The organism is Aromatoleum buckelii, from assembly GCF_012910785.2.
GTDB lineage: Bacteria > Pseudomonadota > Gammaproteobacteria > Burkholderiales > Rhodocyclaceae > Aromatoleum > Aromatoleum buckelii.
Genome location: NZ_WTVH02000009.1, coordinates 1 through 20,161, shown reverse-complemented (window position 1 = coordinate 20,161; position 20,161 = coordinate 1). Strand labels below are relative to the sequence as shown.

Sequence of the window (20,161 nt, the reverse complement as noted above, 5' to 3'; positions counted from 1 at the left end):
GAGCGGGCGGCGCAAGCGCTTGCCCGGCAAGACTGTAAGCGGATGAATAACTGCATGAGTTTTCGCCGCCGGAATGCTTCAATAGGCATACGCAGTTAATCCCCTCAATCCATCCGTCAAGTCGACGCGATGCGGCGAGGAAGGAGACAGGCACATGGAAGAATTCACTTCGCGCATTTGCTCACCGCGTCGTGCAGTCGTGACCCCCGGCGTCCCTTCGCGCGCCGCATCACCCAGTTCCGATATCCAGCGCGGATCGAAAGCATGATCCGCGACGACACCGGCCCCACTACTGTCGATCCGTTCTGGCCCGGCCTCGCCCCGACTGCCTATCCGGCACCGCCCAAACGGCGGCGTATCGCGGTCTTCGGCCTGAGTTTCCTGCTGCTCGCCGCCGCGAGCCTGATCTACGATTACTCGCGTCCCGCCGAATACCGCACCGCCGCACGACTGCGGATCGACATGCCGGGCAACGGCGACACCGCCGATGAGCGCAGAGCCGCAGTCCAGGCGGCGTTCCTGACCGAAGTCGAAGTGCTCACGAGCCGCCCGCTCGTCGAGAAAGCGGTCGCCCGGGTCGCCGGCATCGGTATGCCGCTGCCGGCCGGCTCAGACGAGGGCGGGGATAGCGTCGAGGACTATCGGCAGATGCTCGACGCGGCGCCGGTCGAAGGAACCGACGTCGTCGAGCTCGCGGCGAGCGGCCGGCCGGCCGAAGCGCTCGCTCCGCTCGTCAACGCATTGATCGAGACTTACCGCAGCGAGCTCGCCGAGCGTTATCGCCAGGATTCGGGCAGCCGTGCGACCAGGGCGCAGGACGAAGCCGCGAAACTCGAAGAGCGCGTCGCCGAGAAACGGCGCGCGCTCGACGACTATCGCCGCGACCACGACATCGTCTCGCTGGAGCGCGACGAAAACCGCGTTCTCAGCCAGGTCAAGGGCGTCGGACAATCGCTGAACGCGGCGAACGACCGACTCGTCGCGGCCGAAGCGAAACTGCGTTCGCTGCGCGATTCGATCGCGGCCGGCAAGTCGATCGTCCGCGCGCGCGACAACCCGACGCTGTCGAACCTGGAGCAGCGGGCATCGCAATTGCGCGAGGAGCAGCACGAACTGGAACGTGCCTACACGCCGGACTTCCTCACCTTCGATCCGCGCGCCAAGGCCCTGCGCATGCGCATCGCGAATCTGGACGAACAATTGCAGCAGGTCCGCGAAAAGGGGCAGCAGGCAGCGCTGAGCGACGCCGAAGAGGAAGTCGCAGCGGCGCGCGCGGCCGTGGACCGGCTGGCTCAACAGGCGGGCGGCGAGCGGCGGACGGTCCAGGCGTTCACGGCGCGTCTGGGCGAGTTCAAGGCGATGCAGGAGGAGCTGACCGGACTCGAGGAGATGCACCGGGTGGCGGTCGTCAGGGCGACCGGACTGCAGGCTGCGGAGCGGATCCGCGTCCCGGAAGTCACGACGCTCGAAGCGGCTTTCCCGCCGGCCGAGCCGTGGCGGCCGCAGTACGGCCGGGACGCGGCGATCGGCCTCACGGCATCGCTGCTGCTGGCGTTGCTGACGACCTGGATCGTCGAGCTGTTCAACCGCCCCCCCCCGGCGCCGTCACTCGTTGTCGCACCGGCATGGCTCGGCAATGTGCAGCTGCCGGCGTCGCGCTCACCGGAGGCGCTCGGCCAGTTCGCCCCGTCGGCGCTGCTCGCGGGTGCGGCGCCCCTGCCGCGCGAACTCGACGAAGCCGAGATCGGGCAACTGCTCGACGAGCTGCCCGACGACCCCCGCATCGGCGCGCTCGCGCTGCTTTCCGGCGTGTCGTTCGACGAGCTCGCCCGGCTCAAATGGACGGCGGTCGACCTGGCCGGCCGGCAGATTCTCCTGCCCGACCGCGCCGTGCCGCTGCCTGCGGCGTTCGCGGCGCAGTTGGGCCGGTACCGGGAACAGCATCCGGAAACAGACGACGCCCTGGTCGCCCCGACCACGAGTGACGGGACGCCCGACGCGCTCGACGCGACGCTTCTTTACGCCGCGCACGATGCCGGCATCCCCGACCCGGACGAGATCACGTCCGCGGCGCTGCGCCACAGCTACATCGCTTATCTGGTGCACCAGGGCGTGCGTTTCGCGGACCTGTTCGGCATTGTCGGACGGCTCCCCGCCGACATGCTGGGCGCCTACACGGCGCTGTCGCCGGCGGGCAGGAAGCGCCCCCTCGAAGAGATCGACCGGACTCATCCGGCACTGCGCAATGTACGCTCCGCCTGACCCGGGCCCGGCAGGGGCGGGTCAGGCAGAAGGAAGGCCGCTCAGACCTTCTTCAGGTAGCAAGCCTTCAGCATGAAGCTGCCGGCGTCCATCCTGCAGTCAACCTCGTGGTCTCCGCCGACGAGGCGGATGCTCTTGACCTTTGTGCCGACCTTCAACGTGATCGAGGATCCCTTGACTTTGAGGTCCTTGATCAGCACGACCGAGTCACCATCCGCCAGCACGTTGCCGTTGGCATCCTTCACGAGCGCAGCAGTCTCATCGTCGGCATCGGCGGCTGCCACAATCGGCCACTCGTGGGCGCAATCGGCACAGATGTAATTGTCGCCGTCCGGGTAGGTGTTCTCCATCGCGCATCGGGGGCAGGCAGGGATCGTGGACATGGTTCCTCAGGGTATCGGGTTCGAAGGCCGGCAGTATCCGCGCCCCGCCCTGCCTCGGCAACTCTTGCGTCCTGCGCAACGCCGTTGCCGGCCGGCGGACGTCCTCACAGTCCCTGCGCTTTCGCCCACTGCAGGATCTGGCCGGTGTTCATCGCCCCGGACTGGCGTGCGACTTCGCGGCCGGCGCGGAACAGCACCATCGTCGGGATGCTGCGGATCGCGTAGCGCGCCGCGAGATCCTGCGCCTCCTCGGTATTGACTTTCGCGAGCCGGACATGCGGTTCGAGCTTCGCCGCGGCCTCCTCGAACGCCGGCGCCATCGTCCGGCACGGACCGCACCACGACGCCCAGAAATCGACGAGCAGCGGCAGGTCGCCATGACCGGCGTGCACGTCGAAGCTCGCGGCGTCGAGTTCGACCGGATGGCTGGTGAAGAGCGCCTGATGGCATTTGCCGCAGTTCGGGTCGTCGCTCAAACGCCCGCCAGGCAAGCGGTTCAGGACGTGGCAGTGAGGACAGGCAATGGTCAGGGTTTCGGTCATCGGGGCCTCCCAGAGTGTGCAGAGTGACGGGGAAAGAACAGCCGGTGAATGCGCGATCGCACCATCGCTCATTCAGAGGCTGATCCGACGATCCGGTTCAACACAACGTCGAGATTCTGCCCGCTGCCTGCCTCGGGCGCTGCCTGCGATGACAGGACGGCCACGCGGAAGAGCGTTGTCCCACGTGTCAGTCGACCCGCGTGTCCAGACCCGATTCCGCCATCTCCGCCGCACGCAGCATCGCGCGCGCCTTGTTCTGCGTCTCGGTCCATTCAGCGTCAGGGTTCGAATCGGCGACGATGCCGGCCCCGGCCTGGACGTGGATGTGGCAGTCCTTGACGACGGCGGTGCGGATCGCGATCGCCAGATCCATGTCGCCATGGAAACCGATGTAGCCGGCGGCGCCAGCATAGATGCCGCGCTTGACCGGCTCGAGCTCGTCGATGATCTCCATCGCGCGCAGCTTCGGCGCGCCCGACACCGTGCCCGCCGGGAAGGTCGCGCGCAGCACGGCGAGCGCGTTGAGCCCGTCCTTCAGGCGCCCTTCGACGTTCGAGACGATGTGCATCACGTGCGAGTAACGCTCGACCGTGAATTGCTCGGTGACCTTGACGCTGCCGATCTCGGCGACGCGGCCGGCGTCGTTGCGTCCGAGGTCGAGCAGCTGCAAGTGCTCGGCGCGTTCCTTCTCGTCAGCGAGCAGGTCCGCTTCGAGCGCGAGATCGTCCGCTGCGGTCGCGCCGCGCGGGCGCGTGCCCGCGATCGGGCGCACCGTGACGCGCTTCGCGTCGCCGTCCTGGTCGAGCCGGACGAGGATTTCGGGCGATGCCCCGACGACGTGGAAATCCTCGAAGTTGAAATAGAACATGTAAGGCGACGGGTTCAGCGTGCGGATCGCGCGATAGAGCGCCAGCGGGCTCGCCGCGTACGGCTTGCTCATGCGCTGCGACAGCACGACCTGCATGATGTCGCCGTCGATGATGTACTGCTTCGCGCGGGTCACCGCAGCCTTGAACGCGTCCTCGCCGAAGCTCGATGTGGCGGGCTGCGATTCGGCGTGCGCATCCTCGGGAATCACCGCCGGCGCGCGCAGCCGCGCGAGGAGATCGCGCAGGCGCTTCTTCGCGCGCTTGTACGCGCCGGGCACTTCCGGCTCGGCATAGACGACGAGCGTCAGCTTGCCCGACAGATTGTCGACGATCGCAATTTCCTCGGACAGCAACAGCAGGATGTCCGGAGTGCCGATCGTGTCGGTCTTCTCGGTCTTCGCAAGGCGCGGCTCGATGTAGCGCACCGTGTCGTAGCCGAAACAGCCGACGAGCCCGCCGGCGAAGCGCGGCAGGCCCGCGCGCGGCGGTACCTTGATGCGCGCCATGAATTCGGCGACGTAGTTCAGCGGATCGCCGTAGTCGCGCCGCTCGACGAGGCGGTTGCCGGTCAGGAGCAGCGCCGAGCGGCCATAGACTTCGATGCGCGTCGATGCGGCCAGGCCGATCATCGAGTAGCGGCCGAAGCGCTCACCGCCCTGCACCGATTCGAGCAGGTAGCTGTATGGCTCGTTCGCGAGCTTCAGGTAGATCGACAGCGGCGTGTCGAGGTCGGCGAAGGTTTCGAGCGTGACCGGGATGCGGTTATAGCCCTGCGCGGCCAGCGCGTTGAATTCATGTTCGAGCATGGTGACTCCACGAGAAACGGTTCGATCGGAACAAGGGGGTGCGGGCGCATCGGCAGCCCGCGAAAGCGGTCGCGTTTTAGTGGCCCGCGGGCCACGAGCGCCAGCGCCGCCAGCAGCAGCGCATGGCGGAGGTCTCGTTGCGTTCCTTGTCCGAAAGCCGGTGGTCGTGCGTCACGTCGATTCGCCGTAGTGGGTGAAGTCGCGGCAGGGAAACCGTCAGATCGCGTCGATGAGTTCGAGCGCCCCGGTGGCGACCGATAGTAGCCCATCGCATTCGATGGTGTCCACGGGCATGCCCTCGCTATAACCGTAGGTCACGAGCAGCACCGGCATGCCCGCCGCACGCGCGGCGAGCGCGTCGTTCGCGGAGTCGCCGATCATCAGCGCCTGCGCGCTGGTGACACCGAGCAGGTTGCAGGCGTGGTGCAGCACTGCCGGGTCGGGTTTCTTCACCGGCAGCGTGTCGCCGCTGACGACGGCGTCGAAGTAGCGGTCGAGCCGCATGCGTTCGAGCAGCGGCAGCGTGAAAGCTTCGGCCTTGTTCGTCACGCAGGCGAGCCGCAGATCCATCGCCCGCATCGCATCGAGAGTCTCGACGACGCCGGGGTAGATCGTCGTGTGCCGGCCGTTTACTTCAGAGTAGTGACGACGGAAGACCCCCACTGCGCTTTCGATCTCGGCCTCGCTCGCCTGCGCGTTCTCGGTCATGCAGCGCCGCACGAGATGCGGAATGCCTTTGCCGACGAAGGAATGGATCTCGGCGAGCGGCCGCGTCGGCCGGCCGAGTTCGGCGAGCATGCGGTTCGCGCCTTCGGCGAGGTCCGCGATCGTGTCGAGCAGCGTGCCGTCGAGATCGAACAGCACTGCCCGCACCGGGAAGCGGCGTCCGTTCACTGCTGCACCGTCGCGCTCGCTGGAGGAGCTCGGCGAAGCACTCACGCGCCCACCTTCGCGAGTTCGGCGCGCAGCGCGGCGATCACGCTGTCGTAGCGGTGCGGGTCGGCGTCGCGCCCGGCGCCGAACACCGCCGAGCCGGCGACGAAGGTGTCGGCGCCGGCGGCGGCGATCTGTGCGATGTTGTCGACCTTCACGCCGCCGTCGATCTGCAGCAGGATCCGCCGCCCGCTCGCCGCTTCGTACGCATCGAGCTTCTCGCGCGCCGCGCGCAGTTTCGGCAGCGTGCCGGGAATGAACTTCTGCCCGCCGAAGCCGGGATTGACGCTCATCAGCAGCACGATGTCGATGCTGTCGAGCACATGGTCGAGATAGTGCAGCGGCGTCGCCGGGTTGAACACCAGGCCTGCCTGGCAGCCGCAGTCGCGGATCAGCTGCAGCGTACGGTCGACGTGCTCGGACGCCTCGGGATGGAAAGTGATGATGTTCGCCCCGGCTTTCGCGAAGTCCGGGACGATGCGGTCGACCGGCTTGACCATCAGGTGGACGTCGATCGGTGCGCTCGTGTGCGGCCGGATCGCTTCGCAGACGAGCGGGCCGATCGTGAGGTTCGGCACGTAATGGTTGTCCATGACGTCGAAGTGGATCCAGTCGGCGCCGGCCGCGACCACATTCCGGACCTCTTCGCCCAGGCGGGCGAAATCCGCCGAGAGCAGGCTGGGGGCGATGCGGTGCATGAAGTTCTCCTGTTCGTTCGAGCCGCGGATTCTAACCGTTCAACGCACGCAGACGCGCCGTACCTGCGCCATGTCGGTGACGCCGCCGAGCACTTTCTCGATGCCGTCCTGGCGCAGCGTGCGCAAGCCCTCGGCAAGCGCCACACCGAGCAGCTGCGCGACGCGCGCGCGCTCCTGGATCATCCGCCTGATCTCGGTCGAGGCGAGCATCAGCTCATGCAGTCCGACCCGCCCCTTGTAGCCGGAGTTGCACTCCGGGCAGCCGACCGGCCGGTAAAGCGTGAAGCGCCCTTCGGCATCCGCATGCGTCGCGCGCAGCCGAACGAACACTGCGGCGCGGGCGCCGCGCGAATCGGCGCGAAATTCCGGCGTCGCGTGCATGTCTTCGCAGTACTCGTCGAGCAGCTGCTGGATTTCCGTCTCGTCTGGGCAGTAAGCTTGCCGGCACTGGACGCACAGCCGCTTCGCCAGGCGCTGCGCGAGCACGCCGAGCAGCGCGTCGCCGAAGTTGAACGGGTCCATGCCCATGTCGAGCAGGCGCACGATCGATTCCGGCGCGCTGTTGGTATGCAGCGTCGACAGCACGAGATGCCCGGTCAGCGACGCTTCGATGCCCACCGACACCGTCTCGAGGTCGCGCATCTCGCCAACCATGATGACGTCCGGGTCGGCACGGAGGAATGCGCGCATCGTCGTGGCGAAATCGAGGCCGGCCTTGCGGTTGACCTGCACCTGGCGCAGCCCTTTCTGCGTGATCTCGACGGGATCTTCGGCAGTCCAGATCTTCGTTTCCGGCGTGTTGAGATGGCCGAGGATCGAATGCAGCGTCGTCGTCTTGCCCGAGCCGGTCGGCCCGCAGACGAAGAACAGGCCGTAGGGCGTGGCGATCGTGCGCCTGAGACGTTCGAGGTTGTGCGCGGTCAGGCCGAGCTGCTCGAGGCGAATCGGCTCGCTGTGGCCGAGCAGGCGCATCACGACGTCTTCCATGCCGCCGGCAGTCGGCAGCGTCGCGACGCGCAGCTCGATATCGAGCGGCGCGAACTTGCGAAAGCGGATCTTGCCGTCCTGCGGCTTGCGCCGCTCCGAAATGTCGAGGTCGCACATGATCTTGATGCGCGTCACGAGCGCGTTGCGGTAGCTCGCCGGCACCTGGATGTACGGCACGAGCGTGCCGTCCTTGCGGAAGCGGATATGGGTCTTGTCCTTGCCCGGGCGCGGCTCGACATGGATATCCGACGCGCCCTGCCGGTACGCGTCGATGATGATCTTGTTCACGAGCTTGACGAGTTCGTTGTCCGCCGCGGCCAGGACGTCGTCGGCGACCGGGAAGTCCTGCTCGTCTTCGGGCAGGCCCTGCAGCAGGTCGGACACCGAGCCGAGTTCCATCGATGGCTCGAAATACTGATCCACCGTGCGGTCGAACTCGTCGCGCGTCGTCACGCGGAAGGCGAGCCGGCGCTTCGGGAACACGTTGTGCGCGATGCGCGATGCACGGACCTGCTCGGGGTCCCACGCTAGCACGACGATGCCTTCGGGCGTCTCCTCGAGCGGCAGCCATCCGGTCTGCTGCACATACTCGCGCTTGATGTTGCGCAGCAGGTCGAGCTGCTTGACGCGATCCTGGCGGTAAGGCTCGTACGGCACGTGGAAGAAGCGCGACGCGGCGTCGCCGAGCTCGGACAGCGCGATGCCGCGGGTCGCGGCGAGCACTTCATCGACCGTCGCCCCCCCTTCGCGAGCGCGGCGCACCGCCTCGTCGAGTTCGTCCGCGTCGAGGCGCCCGTCGACGACCAGCGCGTCGTAGCGCGAGCGCAGCGCCGCCGGCGCTTTGCCCTGGCGGGCGTACGCGACGCCCAGTGCCTGCGCGAGCCCGAGCAGGCCGTCCTTCGCGACGCCCGAAAAGTCCTCGCCGCGCGTCGCGTTGATCAGCAGGATCACGCCCTGCAGCGCGCCGGCGGCAGGATCGATGACGGGCGCCGCAAGCACCTGTCGCGTGCGGTAGCCGCTGCGCTCGTCTCCGCTCCGGGGAAAGCGCAGCTCCGGGGAAAGCGCGCGGAGCTCGGTTTGGTCATGCACGTCGCGAATATTGACGGGCTGGCGGCGCAGTGCGACGTAGCCGGCGATGCTGTGCGCCGCGACCGGGAGTCGCGCTTCGACAGGGGCCGCGCCGGTCCTGACGCGCAAAACGAGCGTCGTGCCGGCCTCATCGAGGGCGAAGAAGCACAGGCTGTCGGCGTCGAACAGCGCGCACAGGTCGGCGGAAAGATCGAGGATGACGCGATCGACGTCGTCGGCGGCATCGATGCGTGCCGTCATCGTCTGCAGTCCTTTGAAAAACGCGAGACGGCCGGCAACGTCGCTCGCTTTCCCGGCTCGTCCGGGCGCTGCTGTCATGGGCATTCCTGTTCGTGGTGTCAGGGGATTCAACGGGGCGTGCAGGGGCTGGCCATTCTAGCCGGCGTCGCGAGGAAATTCAGAACTCGAGGATCGTGCCCTGCTCGAGCCTCACCGGACGCAGGCGCCCGGCTCCGGCCGCGATCTCGCGCATGATGCGTTCGCACTGGCCGGGCTTGAGGTGGGTGATGTGCACCTCGGGCGCTCCGGCGAGCTCTTCGAGCATCGCCTGCAGCAGGCTCGGGCACAGATGGCGCGCCATGAGCGCGAGGCCGTGCTGGCTTTCGGGGAAAGCGGTCTCGACGATCAGGTGGCGCACGCTGTCGAGCGCGTTGATGGCGGCGATCAGTTCGGCCGAATACTCGGTGTCGCCGGTATAGACGAGCTTGCCCTCGCCACTGTCGAGACAGTAGGCGACCGTCGGCACGCTGTGGCGGGCCGGCAGCGGCGTGACCGTTCGTGCTCCGAGCCGGAGCGGGTGGCCGGGTTCGACGGGATGAAACCTGAGGTACGGCCGGTGGCAGTCCGGGATCGTCGTGAAATCCGGCCAGATCTGCCAGTTGAAGACGTGCAGGCGCAGGATGCGGATGGTTTCGGCCGTGGCGTACACCGTCAGCGGCGTGTCGCGGAGTTCGCCGACCGAATCGACGAGCAGCGGAATCGACACGATGTGGTCGAGATGCGCATGGGTGACGAAAACATGATCGATGCGCAGCAACTCGTCGAGTTCCAGTTCGCCGACGCCGGTGCCCGCATCGACGAGAATGTCGTCATCGGCGAGGAAGGCCGTCGTGCCCGAAGCCCGTCCGCCGATTCCGCCGCTGCAGCCGAGTATTCTGAGCTTCATGGGTTGGGGTCGCGCCGGGAGTCCACCGCGGCAGGCTACGAGCGTCGCTCCGGTAAAGGTGACGCAGCACGCTATCACTACCTTCCGATCGTCCCGCGTGCATTACTTCACGATGCGATGCGGCCGGCAATCGGCGATGTCGCGGCCGCGTCACGGGCGCAGGAAAAACTCCATCTTGACTCCGGCCAGCTCGACGATGTCGTGTTCGTCGAGGCGGCGCGCCTGCGCGTCCAGCGGGCACCCGTTGACGAGCGGGAACACTTCGCCTTCGACGTGCGTGAGGAAGTACCCGTTCACCCGCCGCGTGATCGCCGCCACCTGCTTGCCCGGCTTGCCGAGCGTCGTCAGCGACTTCGTCAGCTCCAGTTCCCGTCCCGCATTCGGGCCGTTGAGCAGCTGCATGACGCCCAGCGCGCCGGCCCGCGCAGCGGGCGACGCAGCCGGAGCGGATCGCATCTCCGACGCCGCTGCGCCGGGCGTCGGGCTGCCAGCGGGGGTGGTGGCGGCAGGTGCGACCTCGGGGGGCACGAACACCGGCCCGTCCGCGACCGCTGCGGCATAGCCGAACGCGTGCACCGCCGGCGCAGGCGGCTCGACGATGTACTTGAGACGGTACTTGCCGAGTTCGACGAGGTCGTTGTTGCGCAGCACATGCTTCTTGATCGGCTGGCCATTCACGTAGGTGCCGTTGGTGCTGTTCTGGTCCTCGAGAAAGGCGTCCTCGAGGATCGTCGTGATGACTGCATGCTGGCCGCTGATCGCCAGGTTGTCGATCTGGACGTCATTGTTGGGCTTGCGCCCGATCGTCGTGCGCGGCTTGTCGAGGACGATTTCCTTGAGGACCAGCCCGTCCATGCTGAGGATCAACTTCGGCATTGCATTTGTTCCATTTCTCGAGTGGGCAAGCGCGCGGCGCGCACCGCGGGCACGGCTTTCAGTAAGGCAGCCCGGTGCCGAGGCCGCGTTCGCGGGCGCGCGCGACGACTTGCGCCGCCACGGCGATGTCCTGGATCGCCATGCCCTGCGATTCGAACAGCGTGACCTGGGCGTCGCTCGTGCGTCCCGGGCGAATCCCTGCAACCACTTCACCGAGTTCCACCCATCGTCCCGGCTGCGTGCGCCCTTTTTCGAGCAGCGGCAGCAGGTCGCCCGCTTCGCGCAGCGCGATCTCGCGCGAATCGACGCAGATCACGTCGGCGCGCCTCACCGCCGCTTCCGACAGCTCCTGACGGGCGAGGCTGTTCGAGCCGGCGGCGGTGACATGCGTGCCCGGAGCGAGCCACGCGGCGTCGAACAGCGGCTTTGGCGAGGTCGTGATCGTGACGACGACGTCGGCGCCGCGCACCGTGTCCTCGGCGCTCGCCGCCGGCACCACGTCACGGCCGGTGTCAAGGCTCATCTGCGTGCAGAAAGCCTGCAGCCGCTCCTGGTTGCGCGCGAACACTTTGATGCGTTCGAGCGGCCGTACCGCACACAGCGCGAGGATCTGTCCCTGCGCCTGCCAGCCGGCGCCGAACACGCCTGCGACGCGGGCGTCCGCGCGCGCGAGCCATTTGGCCGCGATCCCGCCCGCGGCGCCGGTGCGCATCATGCCGAGGCGGTCGGCCTCGAGCACGGCGACCGGATCACCACTGGTCGCGTCGAAAAGATGCACCCAGAAGCGGTTGCGGCCGCTGCCGGTCGTATACACCTTCAGCCCCGAGAGGTTGACGGCAGGCACCCCGCCCTGCAGCAGGTGCGTCATCGTCGCCGGCAGGCGCACGCGCTGCCGCGGGAAGTCGATCGTTTCGCCGCGCCCGTGGGCCGCCATGACCTGCTCGACCGCATCGAGCACCGTCGGCATGTCGAGGAGGCTGCCGACTTCGGCTTCGTTCAGATATATCGCCATGTATCTCCTGCCCGGCCATCCGGCAATTCACGCAAGGGCCCCGTCAATGCATGCGGGGCGACGTATTCTAGCTCGCGGGGGCAGGCCGTTCAGTGAAAAAAGCCCGCCTCGAAAGGCGGGCCTTTGCTGTGCGACGACACGGCCTCGCTACATCATGCCGAGCGCGCGCGGCAGGGCCAGCGAGATGGCCGGGACGTAGGTGACGAGGATCAGGAATACCAGCATCGACAGCAGCCACGGCCATACTGCGACCGTCAGCTCGGTGATGCCCATTTTCGTGATGCCGGAAGCGACGTAGAGGTTCAGGCCGACCGGCGGATGGCACATGCCGACTTCCATGTTCACTACCATGATGATGCCGAAATGCACCGGGTCGATGCCGAGCTTGATCGCGATCGGGAACAGGATCGGCGCGAGGATCAGCACGATCGACGACGGCTCCATGAAGTTGCCGGCGATCAGCATCAGGATGTTGGCCATGATCAGGAAGCCGATCACGCCGACGCCGGTGCCAATCATGAAGTCCGCCATCTCCTGCGGGATGTTCTCGTGCGTCAGCAGGAACGAGAACAGCACCGCGTTGGTGATGATGTACAGCAGCATCGCACTCATGTTCGCGGAGTTCAGCAGCACCTTCGGCACGTCCTTCATGCCGAGATCCTTATAGATGAACACCGCGACGAAGAATGCGTACACCGCGCTCATCGCGGCCGCCTCGGTCGGCGTGAAGATGCCGGTGTAGATCCCGCCCATGACGACGACGATCAGGAACAGGCCCCACGCGGATTCCTTGAACGCCTTCAGCCGCTGCCCCCAGCTCGCTTTCGGCTGGCGCGGGTAATCGTACTTGCGCGCACGGTACCAGGTCGTGAAGCCGAGAAACATCGCGAGCAACAGGCCCGGCACGACGCCCGCCATGAACAGCGAGCCGACCGAGGTGTTCGTCGACACCGAGTACATGACCATGACGATCGACGGCGGGATCAGGATGCCGAGCGCGCCCGAAGTCGTGATCACGCCGGCGCCGAACTTGTTCGGGAAGCCCTGCCTGACCATTGCCGGCAACAGGATCGCGCCGATCGCGACGACCGTCGCCGGGCTCGAGCCCGATACCGCAGCGAACAGCGCGCAGGCAACCACGCCGCCCAGACCCAAGCCCCCGTGCCAGTGGCCGACCATCGAGGTCGCGAAGTTGATCATGCGCCGCGCAACCCCGCCATGCGTCAGGAAGTTGCCCGCGAGGATGAAGAACGGGATCGCCATGATCTCGAACTTCTCGATGCCGGTGAAGAGCTTCAGCGCGACCGACTCGATCGGCACTTCAGTCATCGTGAACAGGAAGGTCAGGACCGTGAGGCCGAGCGAGATCGAGATCGGCATCCCGGTGAGCATCAGCACCAGGAGCAATACGAAGATGATGGCGGCGCTCATTGCTTGTCTCCCCGGGTGCGATTGCCGCCCTTCTTGCCGTTTTCGCCCAGCTGTTTATGGGTGAGGTCGTGCGGGTGCAGGTTGTCGTCCATGTCGTAGTAGTTCGCGTCGACTGGCAGGTGCTCCTCGTCGATGCCCTCGACGTGACCGTGGTCGTGCGTCGGCAGCTCGCCGGTGCGCAGGAACGCCGCCATCACTTGCAGGAAGCGGAAGCACATCAGGTACGACCCCAGCGGGATCGCCGAATACACGATCCACGTCGGCCATTCGAGGTCCGGCGTCGTCGGTCCTTCATACAGCTCGCCGGTGTCCATGCCGAACCACGTCAGGAACTGATAATGGGCGCCGTTCTCGAGCACGAACGTCAGGCCGAGCGTCCCGACGATGCCGGTGAAGAGCGCGCCGGCGCCGAGCCCGATGACGACGAACTTGGCGCGGTTGGGGGCGGACAGCCGGTTGATCAGCACGTCGACGCCGACGTGGATGCCGGTGCGCACGCCGTAGGCGGCGCCGAACTTGGCCATCCAGACGAACATGATGATGCACAGCTCCTGCGCCCAGCCGAAATGCAGCGACAGCAGCCAGTCCTGCAGGCCGGGAATCGCCAGGCCGGAGCCGTAGCGGTGCACGACCGAGACGAAGATGATGATCGTGGCCACACCCATGAGGAAGGTGATGAGCCACTCCTCGACATGGTCAAGGATTTTTAGCATGGGATACTCCCGTCACGAAAACGCCCGCCGGAATGCGGTGTTGCGCAGAGCCGGCGGGCGTTGAGCGGATGATGGATTACAGCTTGGACGGGTCGAACCCGGTGTCCTTGTAAATGGACTGGATGGTTTCGGCACCGATGCGCGATTCCATCTTCTTGTGCACCGGAACCAGCGCCTTCTTGAACGCCAACTTCTCGGCGTCGGTCGGCTGGTAGATCTCCGTCTTGCCCGACGCGCGCACCGCTTCGAGCGCCTTGTCGTTTTCTTCCTTCGCGATCTGGTTCGCGTACTCGGTCGATTCCTTCACAGCCTGTTCGAGCTGCGTACGCGTCTCGGCCGGCAGGCCGTCCCAGAACTTCTTGTTCGTGATCACCGCGTAGCCGAGGTAGCCGTGGTCGGTCAGCGTCATGTGCTTCTGCACTTCGTGCATCTTCTGTGTGTACAGGTTCGAATGCGGGTTCTCGGTGCCGTCGACGACGCCGGTCTGCAGCGCCTGGTAGACCTCGGAGAACGCCATGACCTGCGGAATCGCACCGAGCGCGCGCATCTGCTCCTCGAGGACTTTCGACGACTGGACGCGCATTTTCTTGCCTTTCAGGTCCTCGGGCTTCCTGATCGGAGAGTTCGCCGAGAAGGACTTGAAGCCGTTGTCCCAGAACGCGAGACCCTTGATGCCGCGTTTCTCGAGCTTGCCGAGCAACTCCTTGCCGACCTCACCGCCCGTGACCTTGTGCAGTGCATCGTAGCCGTCGAAGATGTAAGGCAGATCGAAGACCTCGAATTCCTTCACGCCGAGCGGACCGAATTTGGCGAGCGACGGCGCGAGCATCTGCACCGCCCCGAGTTGCAGCGCCTCCATTTCTTCCTTGTCCTTGTACAGCGTGCTGTTCGCGTAGACTTCGACCTTCACCGCCCCTTTGGTGTATTTGTCGGTGAGCTCCTTGAACTTTTCGGCCGCCTTGCCTTTCGGCGTATCGTTCGCCACGACGTGACTGAACTTGATGACGATGGGCTCGGCGGCGACCGCGGTGGCCGACAGGCCGACGGCAAACAGGCCAACCAAAAGTGCGCGAATTTTCATTACCCTCTCCTCCGGTGAATTTGTCGATTCTCGAGTACCCGAGCCTTGGCAAAACCAAGCCTGAGGCCCGGGATACAGGTAAAGTCTAGTACCGTCCTCGATCCGGCCATATTGTGGTCATCCACAACTCCGCTCCCCTCGCACCGACACGATGAGCCGCCGGCCCGACCCTGCGTTAACGCCGGCCCCGGCGAAATGGCTCGCCGTGCTGCCGTACCTGACGCTGCCGCTGTTTCTCGCGATCATCGCGGCGCTGGTATGGCTGACGCGCAGCGCCGACCGGGACGAGCAGCGGATGACGCTGATCAACGACGTGCTGTGGATGGAACAGAACCTCCAGTTCCAGCTCGACCGCAACGCTTCCCTGCTCGCCCAGATCGGCCCCGAACTCTTCGCGCACGACACCCATCCGCCCTCGACCGACGCGAAGCTGCGCCAGCTGCTGCGTCCCGAGAGCGGGCTCGTGCGCGTGATATGGCTCGACGCCGAAGGCCGCCGGAAAGGCGAGATGCCGCCGATGTCCGGCAGTCACCTGATCGGCGAGAGCGTGGGCGCCGTGCCAGCGGACTCGGTTTTCCGCCTTGCACGCGCGATCGGCCGGCGCGCCTATGGGCCGGCCTACGAGGTCGCCGACGGCAGCCATCAGTTCGAGGTCCACGTGCCGATCCATTCCGAAGACGCGTTCATCGGCGCCGTGGTCGGGATCTACTCGCTGCACGAACTGATCGCGCGCGAGCTGCCGTGGTGGTTCTCGGGGCGCTACCGCGTCAGCGTGCTGGATGCGGACGGCCGGCAGATCGTCGCCAAGTCGAAAGTCGCGCCGCTGTCCGGGGACATGAACTACACGATCCCTTTCGACCCGCCGGGCCACGGGCTGAGCCTGCACATCACCGCCTACCGCGGCGAGACGCGCTGGGTGCCGGTGCTGCTGATCGCCTCGATCGTGCTGCTCGCCGGCATCATCGTGTGGAGCGTGTGGCAGCTGCGCCGCCAGCTGGTGCGCCGCCACAGCGCCGAACAGGCATTGCGCAGCGAGTCGCTGTTCCGCAAGGCGATGGAAGATTCGCTGCTGACCGGGCTGCGCGCTCGCGATCTCGACGGCCGCATCACCTACGTCAATCCGGCGTTCTGCAGGATGGTCGGCTACAGCCCGGAAGAGCTGATCGGCCAGTTGCCGCCAATGCCGTACTGGGATCCCGATCACCTCGAACGAACGCAGGAAGTCCACGACATGATCCTCTCCGGCGCCGCGCCGCCCGAAGGCGTCGAGCTGCGCCTGCGCCGCAAGAACGGCGAGCGGCTCGACGCGCTGATCTTCGAAGCGCCGTTGATCGACGCGGCCGGTTGCCATACCGGCTGGATGGGGTCGCTGCTCGACATCACCGAGCAAAAACGCGCGCGCGAACTCGGGCGCCAGCAGGAAGAGCGCCTGCAAGCGACTTCACGGCTGGTGACGATGGGCGAAATGGCCTCGACGCTCGCGCACGAGCTGAACCAGCCGCTGGCCGCGATCGCGAGCTACAACACCGGCTGCCTGAACCGCCTCGAGCAGGCGACGATCGATCGCGACGAGTTGCGCGACATCCATGCGAAACTCGGCCGCCAGGCGCGGCGCGCCGGCGAGATCATCCGCCGCGTCCATGATTTCGTCCGCCGCGCCGAGCCCAAACGCGAGACGCTCGACTTCAACACGGTGATTCGCGAAGCGATCGGCCTGATCGAAGCCGACGCACGCAAGCGGCGCATGCGCATCGAAACGGACCTGGCAGCGCGTCTGCCGGACATCCCCGCCGATCCGGTGATGATCGAGCAGGTCATCGTCAACCTGGTGCGCAACGGCATGGATGCGATGCACGACAATCCGCCCGGATGGCGCACGGTGCGCGTCGCGACGCGCGAGGAAGGCGGCCAGCTCGTCGTGCGGGTCGCCGATTCCGGCCGCGGCATCGACCCGGACATCGCGCGCCGCCTGTTCGAACCGTTCTTCACGACCAAGCCCGAAGGAATGGGAATGGGCCTGAACATCTGCCGCTCGATCGCCGAGCTTCACCACGGACGCCTGGGTTTCGAAAGCAATCCGGGCGGCGGTACCATCTTCATCCTGTCGTTCCCGGTCGAACTCTCATGAATCCCGCCTGCGCCCACATCATCGACGACGACGAAGCGATCCGCGACGCGCTGCAGTGGCTGTTCAAGACGCGCGACGTGGCGTGCACGACGTGGCCGAGCGCCGAAGAATTCCTTGCTGCGGTGCAGCCGGACTGGGGCGGCTGTGCGGTGATCGACATTCGCATGGAAGGCATGAGCGGGCTCGAGTGCTTCGACGCGCTGCGCGCGCGCGGCAACCTGCTGCCGGTGGTGTTCATCACCGGCCACGGTGATGTGCCGATGGCGGTGGCGGCGCTGAAGAAAGGCGCCTTCGACTTCATCGAAAAGCCGTTCAACGACAGTGACCTTGTCGACGTCGTGGTGCGCGCCCTCGACGCCGACGCGCAACGCCAGCTCGCCGCCGCGACACGTGAAACGGTCGAAGCACGGCTCGCGCTGCTGACCGCGCGCGAGCGCGAAGTGATGGAGCAAATCCTCGCCGGCAAGTACAACAAGGTCATAGCGGACCACCTGAACATCTCGATGCGCACGGTCGAGGCGCATCGCTCGAAAGTCTTCGACAAAATGGCAGTGCGCTCGGCCGTCGAGCTCGCGCAGCTGATCAATCTAGTCGGCGGACGCTAGGAAGCCGTTCCGGCAGGCGATGAATTCAGCGCTGCCACACCGGCAGCAGTCCGGCTTCGCCTTGACCGCAGCGAAATTCGGCCGCGACGCCGATCTCGCCGATCCACGCCGCCTCGCCGTCGACGCGCAGCACCGGCAGCCGTGGCCGCAGCCACGCCGGGATGCCGGCTTCCTGGCACAGGTTCTTGAAACTGCGCCGCGGACGCCCGCTGTCCTGCCGCAACATCAGCCCCGGCCAGCGCGGCACCAGCGCGACGTCCACGGCACGCTGCAGCGCCCCTCGGCCGATGCCCGCGCCGGTCACCGGCTCGAAGCGCACGACGCCGGCACCCCAGCACAGCGCCGGCTCCTGCCGCCAGGGCACGGGCTGCTCGGGAGCGCCGTCGCGCTGCGGCTCCAGCCACAGCCGATCCCGGTAAGTGCAGCACGCGGCTGTACCGAGCGGCAGGTACAGCGGGGCGTGCGTCGCGCGCAGTTGCCGGACGGCCTCGACGAGCCGCGCGCGCGCCGGCGCCTCGCACCCCATCTGCCGGATCCGCCAACGCAAGAGGTTGCGCACCCGTTCGTCGGACAGCATCAGCAGCCGGTCCCGCAGCCATGGCGAGCCGCCGCACGCGGCGTAGTCGAGCGCCGCGAGATCGCCGAGCAGTCCGTCCGCCTCGCGAAAATGGCCGCTCGCCCGCGCGAGCGCCGGGACCGCGCCGGGAAAAGCTTCGCCGAGCAGCGGAAATACGTGGTGACGCAGGAAATTGCGGGCATGGCGCGGATCGGCGTTGCTCTCGTCCTCGATCCATTCGAGTGACGCTGCCTGCGCGAACGCGCGGATGTCGGCGCGGCGCACGCCGAGCAGCGGCCGCAGCCGTCCCGGCGACCCCGGCTCGATCGCTGCCATCGCCGCGGCGCCGCGCACGCCCGCGCCGCGCAGCAGCCGGAACAGCAGCGTTTCGGCCTGGTCGTCCTGATGGTGGCCGAACACGAGCCAGTCGCACGCGACGCGCGCGAGCGCAGCATGGCGGACGTCGCGCGCGGCCGCCTCCAGACCGGCCGGATGGTGGCGCGCGACCTGCTCGCGAAACGGCTGGAAAGTCACGCCGAGCGCCGCGCATTGTCGCGCGCAGAAGTCGAGCCACGCGTCGGCGTTCGGACTCAGTGCGTGATGGACGTGGGCCGCGCAGAGGTCGAAGCCGAAGCGCGGCCGCAGGCGGGCGAGCAGATGCAGCAGCGTCGTCGAGTCTGCCCCGCCGCTGAACGCGACGCACAGGCGTTGTCGGGACGCCACCGCTGCCGCCGCGAGCACGCCGGCGACAGCATCGACAAGCGGGGGGAGAGGGTCAGGCGACGTTCTCTTCCTTGAACCGGCCATAGCTCATCAGGCGCTCGAACCGCTTCTCGACCAGTTCGGCCGGAGAAAGGTCCGCCACTTGGCGCAACGCATCCTGCAGCGCACGCTTGAGAGTCTGCGCCATCGCGCGATGATCCCGATGCGCGCCACCCGGCGGTTCGTTGACGACCCGGTCGATGAGACCGAGCGACTTCAGGCGCGCTGCAGTGATGCCCATCGTCTCGGCCGCTTCGGAAGCCTTGTCGGAGCTCTTCCACAGGATCGACGCGCAGCCTTCCGGCGAGATCACCGAGTACGTCGCGTACTGCAGCATCATCACTTGGTCGCCGACCGCGATCGCCAGCGCGCCGCCGGAACCGCCTTCGCCGATGATCGTCGCGATGATCGGCACCCTGAGTTCGGCCATCACGTAAAGATTGCGGCCGATCGCCTCGGACTGGCCGCGCTCCTCGGCGTCGATCCCGGGATACGCGCCGGGAGTGTCGACGAACGTGAACACCGGCAGGCCGAACTTCTCCGCCAGCCGCATCAGCCGCAGCGCCTTGCGATAACCTTCCGGTCGCGGCATGCCGAAGTTGCGCAGGATCTTTTCTTTCGTATCGCGCCCTTTCTGGTGGCCGATGACGACGCAGCTCTGGCCGTTGAAGCGCGCGAGGCCGCCGACGATCGCCTTGTCGTCGGCGTAGCTGCGGTCGCCGTGCAGCTCGACGAAATCGGTAAAGATATGGCGCGCGTAGTCGAGCGTGTAGGGCCGCTGGGGATGACGCGAGACCTGCGCGATCTGCCACGGCGTGAGCTTCGCGTACAGGTTCCTGGACAGCGTCTGACTCTTCGCTTCGAGGCGCGCGATCTCCTCGGAAATATCCACTGCCGAATCGTCCTGGACGAATCTCAGCTTCTCGATCTTTGCTTCCAGATCGGCAACGGGTTGTTCGAAATCCAGAAAGGTGGTCTTCATCCGACCGTTCCAAGCGAAAAAAAGTGCGACATTGTAACGCTTGTCGTCGCAAAGCCGCGGGCCTGCCGCACGCGGCGTCGCCCCCGTCGCGGGGGGCCCCGGACGTGACAGCCCGGGACCGCTGAGGCATGATGCGCGCAGGCATACAACGCAAAGGAGCAGCGGGGACGACACAATCTCCGCGCCATGAGTAGTCGAAACACCCCGATGACGGCCTTTTCGGCCACCCCGAAAGCCACCATGCGCGGCACGCGCAACAGCAGCGAAAGCTCCGGGCGATG

Annotated in this window: 17 protein-coding genes; 3 read left to right on the top strand and 14 right to left on the bottom strand. The window is 66.6% G+C overall.

The annotated features are described in order from the left end of the window. Positions 1-264: 264 nt before the first annotated feature. Positions 265-2,262, top strand: coding sequence for a GumC family protein (locus GO608_RS06190; RefSeq protein WP_169198789.1), 1,998 nt, complete (start codon positions 265-267; stop codon positions 2,260-2,262). A gap of 41 nt (positions 2,263-2,303) precedes the next feature. Here GO608_RS06190 and GO608_RS06185 read toward each other — a convergent pair whose 3' ends face one another. From GO608_RS06185 to GO608_RS06130, 12 genes are all read right to left on the bottom strand, one after another. Beyond that, positions 2,304-2,645 carry a zinc ribbon domain-containing protein YjdM gene (locus tag GO608_RS06185; protein WP_169198788.1) on the bottom strand — a complete coding sequence of 114 codons (342 nt, stop codon included), beginning with the start codon at positions 2,643-2,645 and terminating at the stop codon, positions 2,304-2,306. Positions 2,646-2,749: 104 nt separating this feature from the next. Continuing rightward, entirely contained in the window at positions 2,750-3,187 is a 438-nt protein-coding gene (trxC, locus tag GO608_RS06180; RefSeq protein WP_169198787.1) for a thioredoxin TrxC, read from the bottom strand. A gap of 187 nt (positions 3,188-3,374) precedes the next feature. Next, positions 3,375-4,862, bottom strand: a complete 1,488-nt coding sequence (gene trpE, locus GO608_RS06175; RefSeq protein WP_169198786.1) for an anthranilate synthase component I — start codon at positions 4,860-4,862, stop codon at positions 3,375-3,377. Between the two features lie 216 nt (positions 4,863-5,078). Beyond that, complete coding sequence (locus tag GO608_RS06170) at positions 5,079-5,756, bottom strand: phosphoglycolate phosphatase (protein ID WP_169198847.1); 678 nt, start codon at positions 5,754-5,756, stop codon at positions 5,079-5,081. 41 nt (positions 5,757-5,797) lie between these two features. Continuing rightward, complete coding sequence (gene rpe, locus GO608_RS06165; protein ID WP_169198785.1) at positions 5,798-6,493, bottom strand: ribulose-phosphate 3-epimerase; 696 nt, start codon at positions 6,491-6,493, stop codon at positions 5,798-5,800. Between the two features lie 39 nt (positions 6,494-6,532). Beyond that, positions 6,533-8,893: a GspE/PulE family protein gene (locus tag GO608_RS06160; protein WP_169198784.1), complete on the bottom strand. Its 2,361-nt coding sequence runs from the start codon at positions 8,891-8,893 to the stop codon at positions 6,533-6,535. Between the two features lie 73 nt (positions 8,894-8,966). Continuing rightward, complete coding sequence (locus tag GO608_RS06155; protein ID WP_169198783.1) at positions 8,967-9,734, bottom strand: MBL fold metallo-hydrolase; 768 nt, start codon at positions 9,732-9,734, stop codon at positions 8,967-8,969. Positions 9,735-9,884: 150 nt separating this feature from the next. Continuing rightward, the gene (locus tag GO608_RS06150; protein WP_169198782.1) at positions 9,885-10,610 is read right to left on the bottom strand and encodes an FHA domain-containing protein; all 726 of its coding nucleotides are present in this window, start codon (positions 10,608-10,610) and stop codon (positions 9,885-9,887) included. 58 nt (positions 10,611-10,668) lie between these two features. Beyond that, entirely contained in the window at positions 10,669-11,622 is a 954-nt protein-coding gene (locus GO608_RS06145) for an ornithine cyclodeaminase family protein (protein ID WP_169198781.1), read from the bottom strand. Positions 11,623-11,769: 147 nt separating this feature from the next. Continuing rightward, the gene (locus tag GO608_RS06140; protein WP_169198780.1) at positions 11,770-13,053 is read right to left on the bottom strand and encodes a TRAP transporter large permease; all 1,284 of its coding nucleotides are present in this window, start codon (positions 13,051-13,053) and stop codon (positions 11,770-11,772) included. Continuing rightward, on the bottom strand, positions 13,050-13,766 hold the full coding sequence (locus GO608_RS06135; protein ID WP_169198779.1) for a TRAP transporter small permease: 717 nt from the start codon (positions 13,764-13,766) through the stop codon (positions 13,050-13,052). Before GO608_RS06135 ends, GO608_RS06140 begins: the two co-directional genes overlap by 4 nt. 76 nt (positions 13,767-13,842) lie before the next feature. Next, positions 13,843-14,847 (bottom strand): TRAP transporter substrate-binding protein, encoded by a 1,005-nt coding sequence (locus tag GO608_RS06130; RefSeq protein WP_169198778.1) that lies wholly within the window; start codon positions 14,845-14,847, stop codon positions 13,843-13,845. Between the two features lie 151 nt (positions 14,848-14,998). On the opposite strand from GO608_RS06130, the gene GO608_RS06125 reads away from it, so the two are divergent. Together GO608_RS06125 and GO608_RS06120 are read left to right on the top strand one after the other, a co-directional pair. Beyond that, complete coding sequence (locus GO608_RS06125) at positions 14,999-16,975, top strand: sensor histidine kinase (RefSeq protein WP_169198777.1); 1,977 nt, start codon at positions 14,999-15,001, stop codon at positions 16,973-16,975. Continuing rightward, complete coding sequence (locus GO608_RS06120; RefSeq protein WP_169198776.1) at positions 16,972-17,580, top strand: response regulator transcription factor; 609 nt, start codon at positions 16,972-16,974, stop codon at positions 17,578-17,580. The genes GO608_RS06125 and GO608_RS06120 overlap by 4 nt, the downstream gene beginning before the upstream one ends. Positions 17,581-17,605: 25 nt before the next feature. On the opposite strand, the gene tilS is transcribed toward GO608_RS06120, so the two are convergent. Continuing rightward, a complete protein-coding gene (tilS, locus tag GO608_RS06115; RefSeq protein ID WP_169198846.1) occupies positions 17,606-18,877 on the bottom strand; it encodes a tRNA lysidine(34) synthetase TilS in 1,272 nt (423 codons plus the stop codon). A gap of 34 nt (positions 18,878-18,911) precedes the next feature. Next, positions 18,912-19,880, bottom strand: a complete 969-nt coding sequence (locus GO608_RS06110; RefSeq protein WP_169198775.1) for an acetyl-CoA carboxylase carboxyltransferase subunit alpha — start codon at positions 19,878-19,880, stop codon at positions 18,912-18,914. Between the last annotated feature and the right edge of the window lie 281 nt (positions 19,881-20,161).

Bases quoted from the DNA above. Each gene is read 5' to 3' on its own strand.
- GO608_RS06155 (WP_169198783.1), bottom strand. From the start codon at position 9,734: ATGAAGCTCAGAATACTCGGCTGCAGCGGCGGAATCGGCGGACGGGCT.
- GO608_RS06140 (WP_169198780.1), bottom strand. From the start codon at position 13,053: ATGAGCGCCGCCATCATCTTCGTATTGCTCCTGGTGCTGATGCTCACC.
- GO608_RS06190 (WP_169198789.1), top strand. From the start codon at position 265: ATGATCCGCGACGACACCGGCCCCACTACTGTCGATCCGTTCTGGCCC.
- GO608_RS06125 (WP_169198777.1), top strand. From the start codon at position 14,999: ATGAGCCGCCGGCCCGACCCTGCGTTAACGCCGGCCCCGGCGAAATGG.
- GO608_RS06110 (WP_169198775.1), bottom strand. From the start codon at position 19,880: ATGAAGACCACCTTTCTGGATTTCGAACAACCCGTTGCCGATCTGGAA.
- GO608_RS06160 (WP_169198784.1), bottom strand. From the start codon at position 8,893: ATGCCCATGACAGCAGCGCCCGGACGAGCCGGGAAAGCGAGCGACGTT.
- trpE (WP_169198786.1), bottom strand. From the start codon at position 4,862: ATGCTCGAACATGAATTCAACGCGCTGGCCGCGCAGGGCTATAACCGC.
- GO608_RS06145 (WP_169198781.1), bottom strand. From the start codon at position 11,622: ATGGCGATATATCTGAACGAAGCCGAAGTCGGCAGCCTCCTCGACATG.
- GO608_RS06130 (WP_169198778.1), bottom strand. From the start codon at position 14,847: ATGAAAATTCGCGCACTTTTGGTTGGCCTGTTTGCCGTCGGCCTGTCG.
- trxC (WP_169198787.1), bottom strand. From the start codon at position 3,187: ATGACCGAAACCCTGACCATTGCCTGTCCTCACTGCCACGTCCTGAAC.
- rpe (WP_169198785.1), bottom strand. From the start codon at position 6,493: ATGCACCGCATCGCCCCCAGCCTGCTCTCGGCGGATTTCGCCCGCCTG.
- GO608_RS06150 (WP_169198782.1), bottom strand. From the start codon at position 10,610: ATGCCGAAGTTGATCCTCAGCATGGACGGGCTGGTCCTCAAGGAAATC.
- GO608_RS06120 (WP_169198776.1), top strand. From the start codon at position 16,972: ATGAATCCCGCCTGCGCCCACATCATCGACGACGACGAAGCGATCCGC.
- GO608_RS06135 (WP_169198779.1), bottom strand. From the start codon at position 13,766: ATGCTAAAAATCCTTGACCATGTCGAGGAGTGGCTCATCACCTTCCTC.
- GO608_RS06185 (WP_169198788.1), bottom strand. From the start codon at position 2,645: ATGTCCACGATCCCTGCCTGCCCCCGATGCGCGATGGAGAACACCTAC.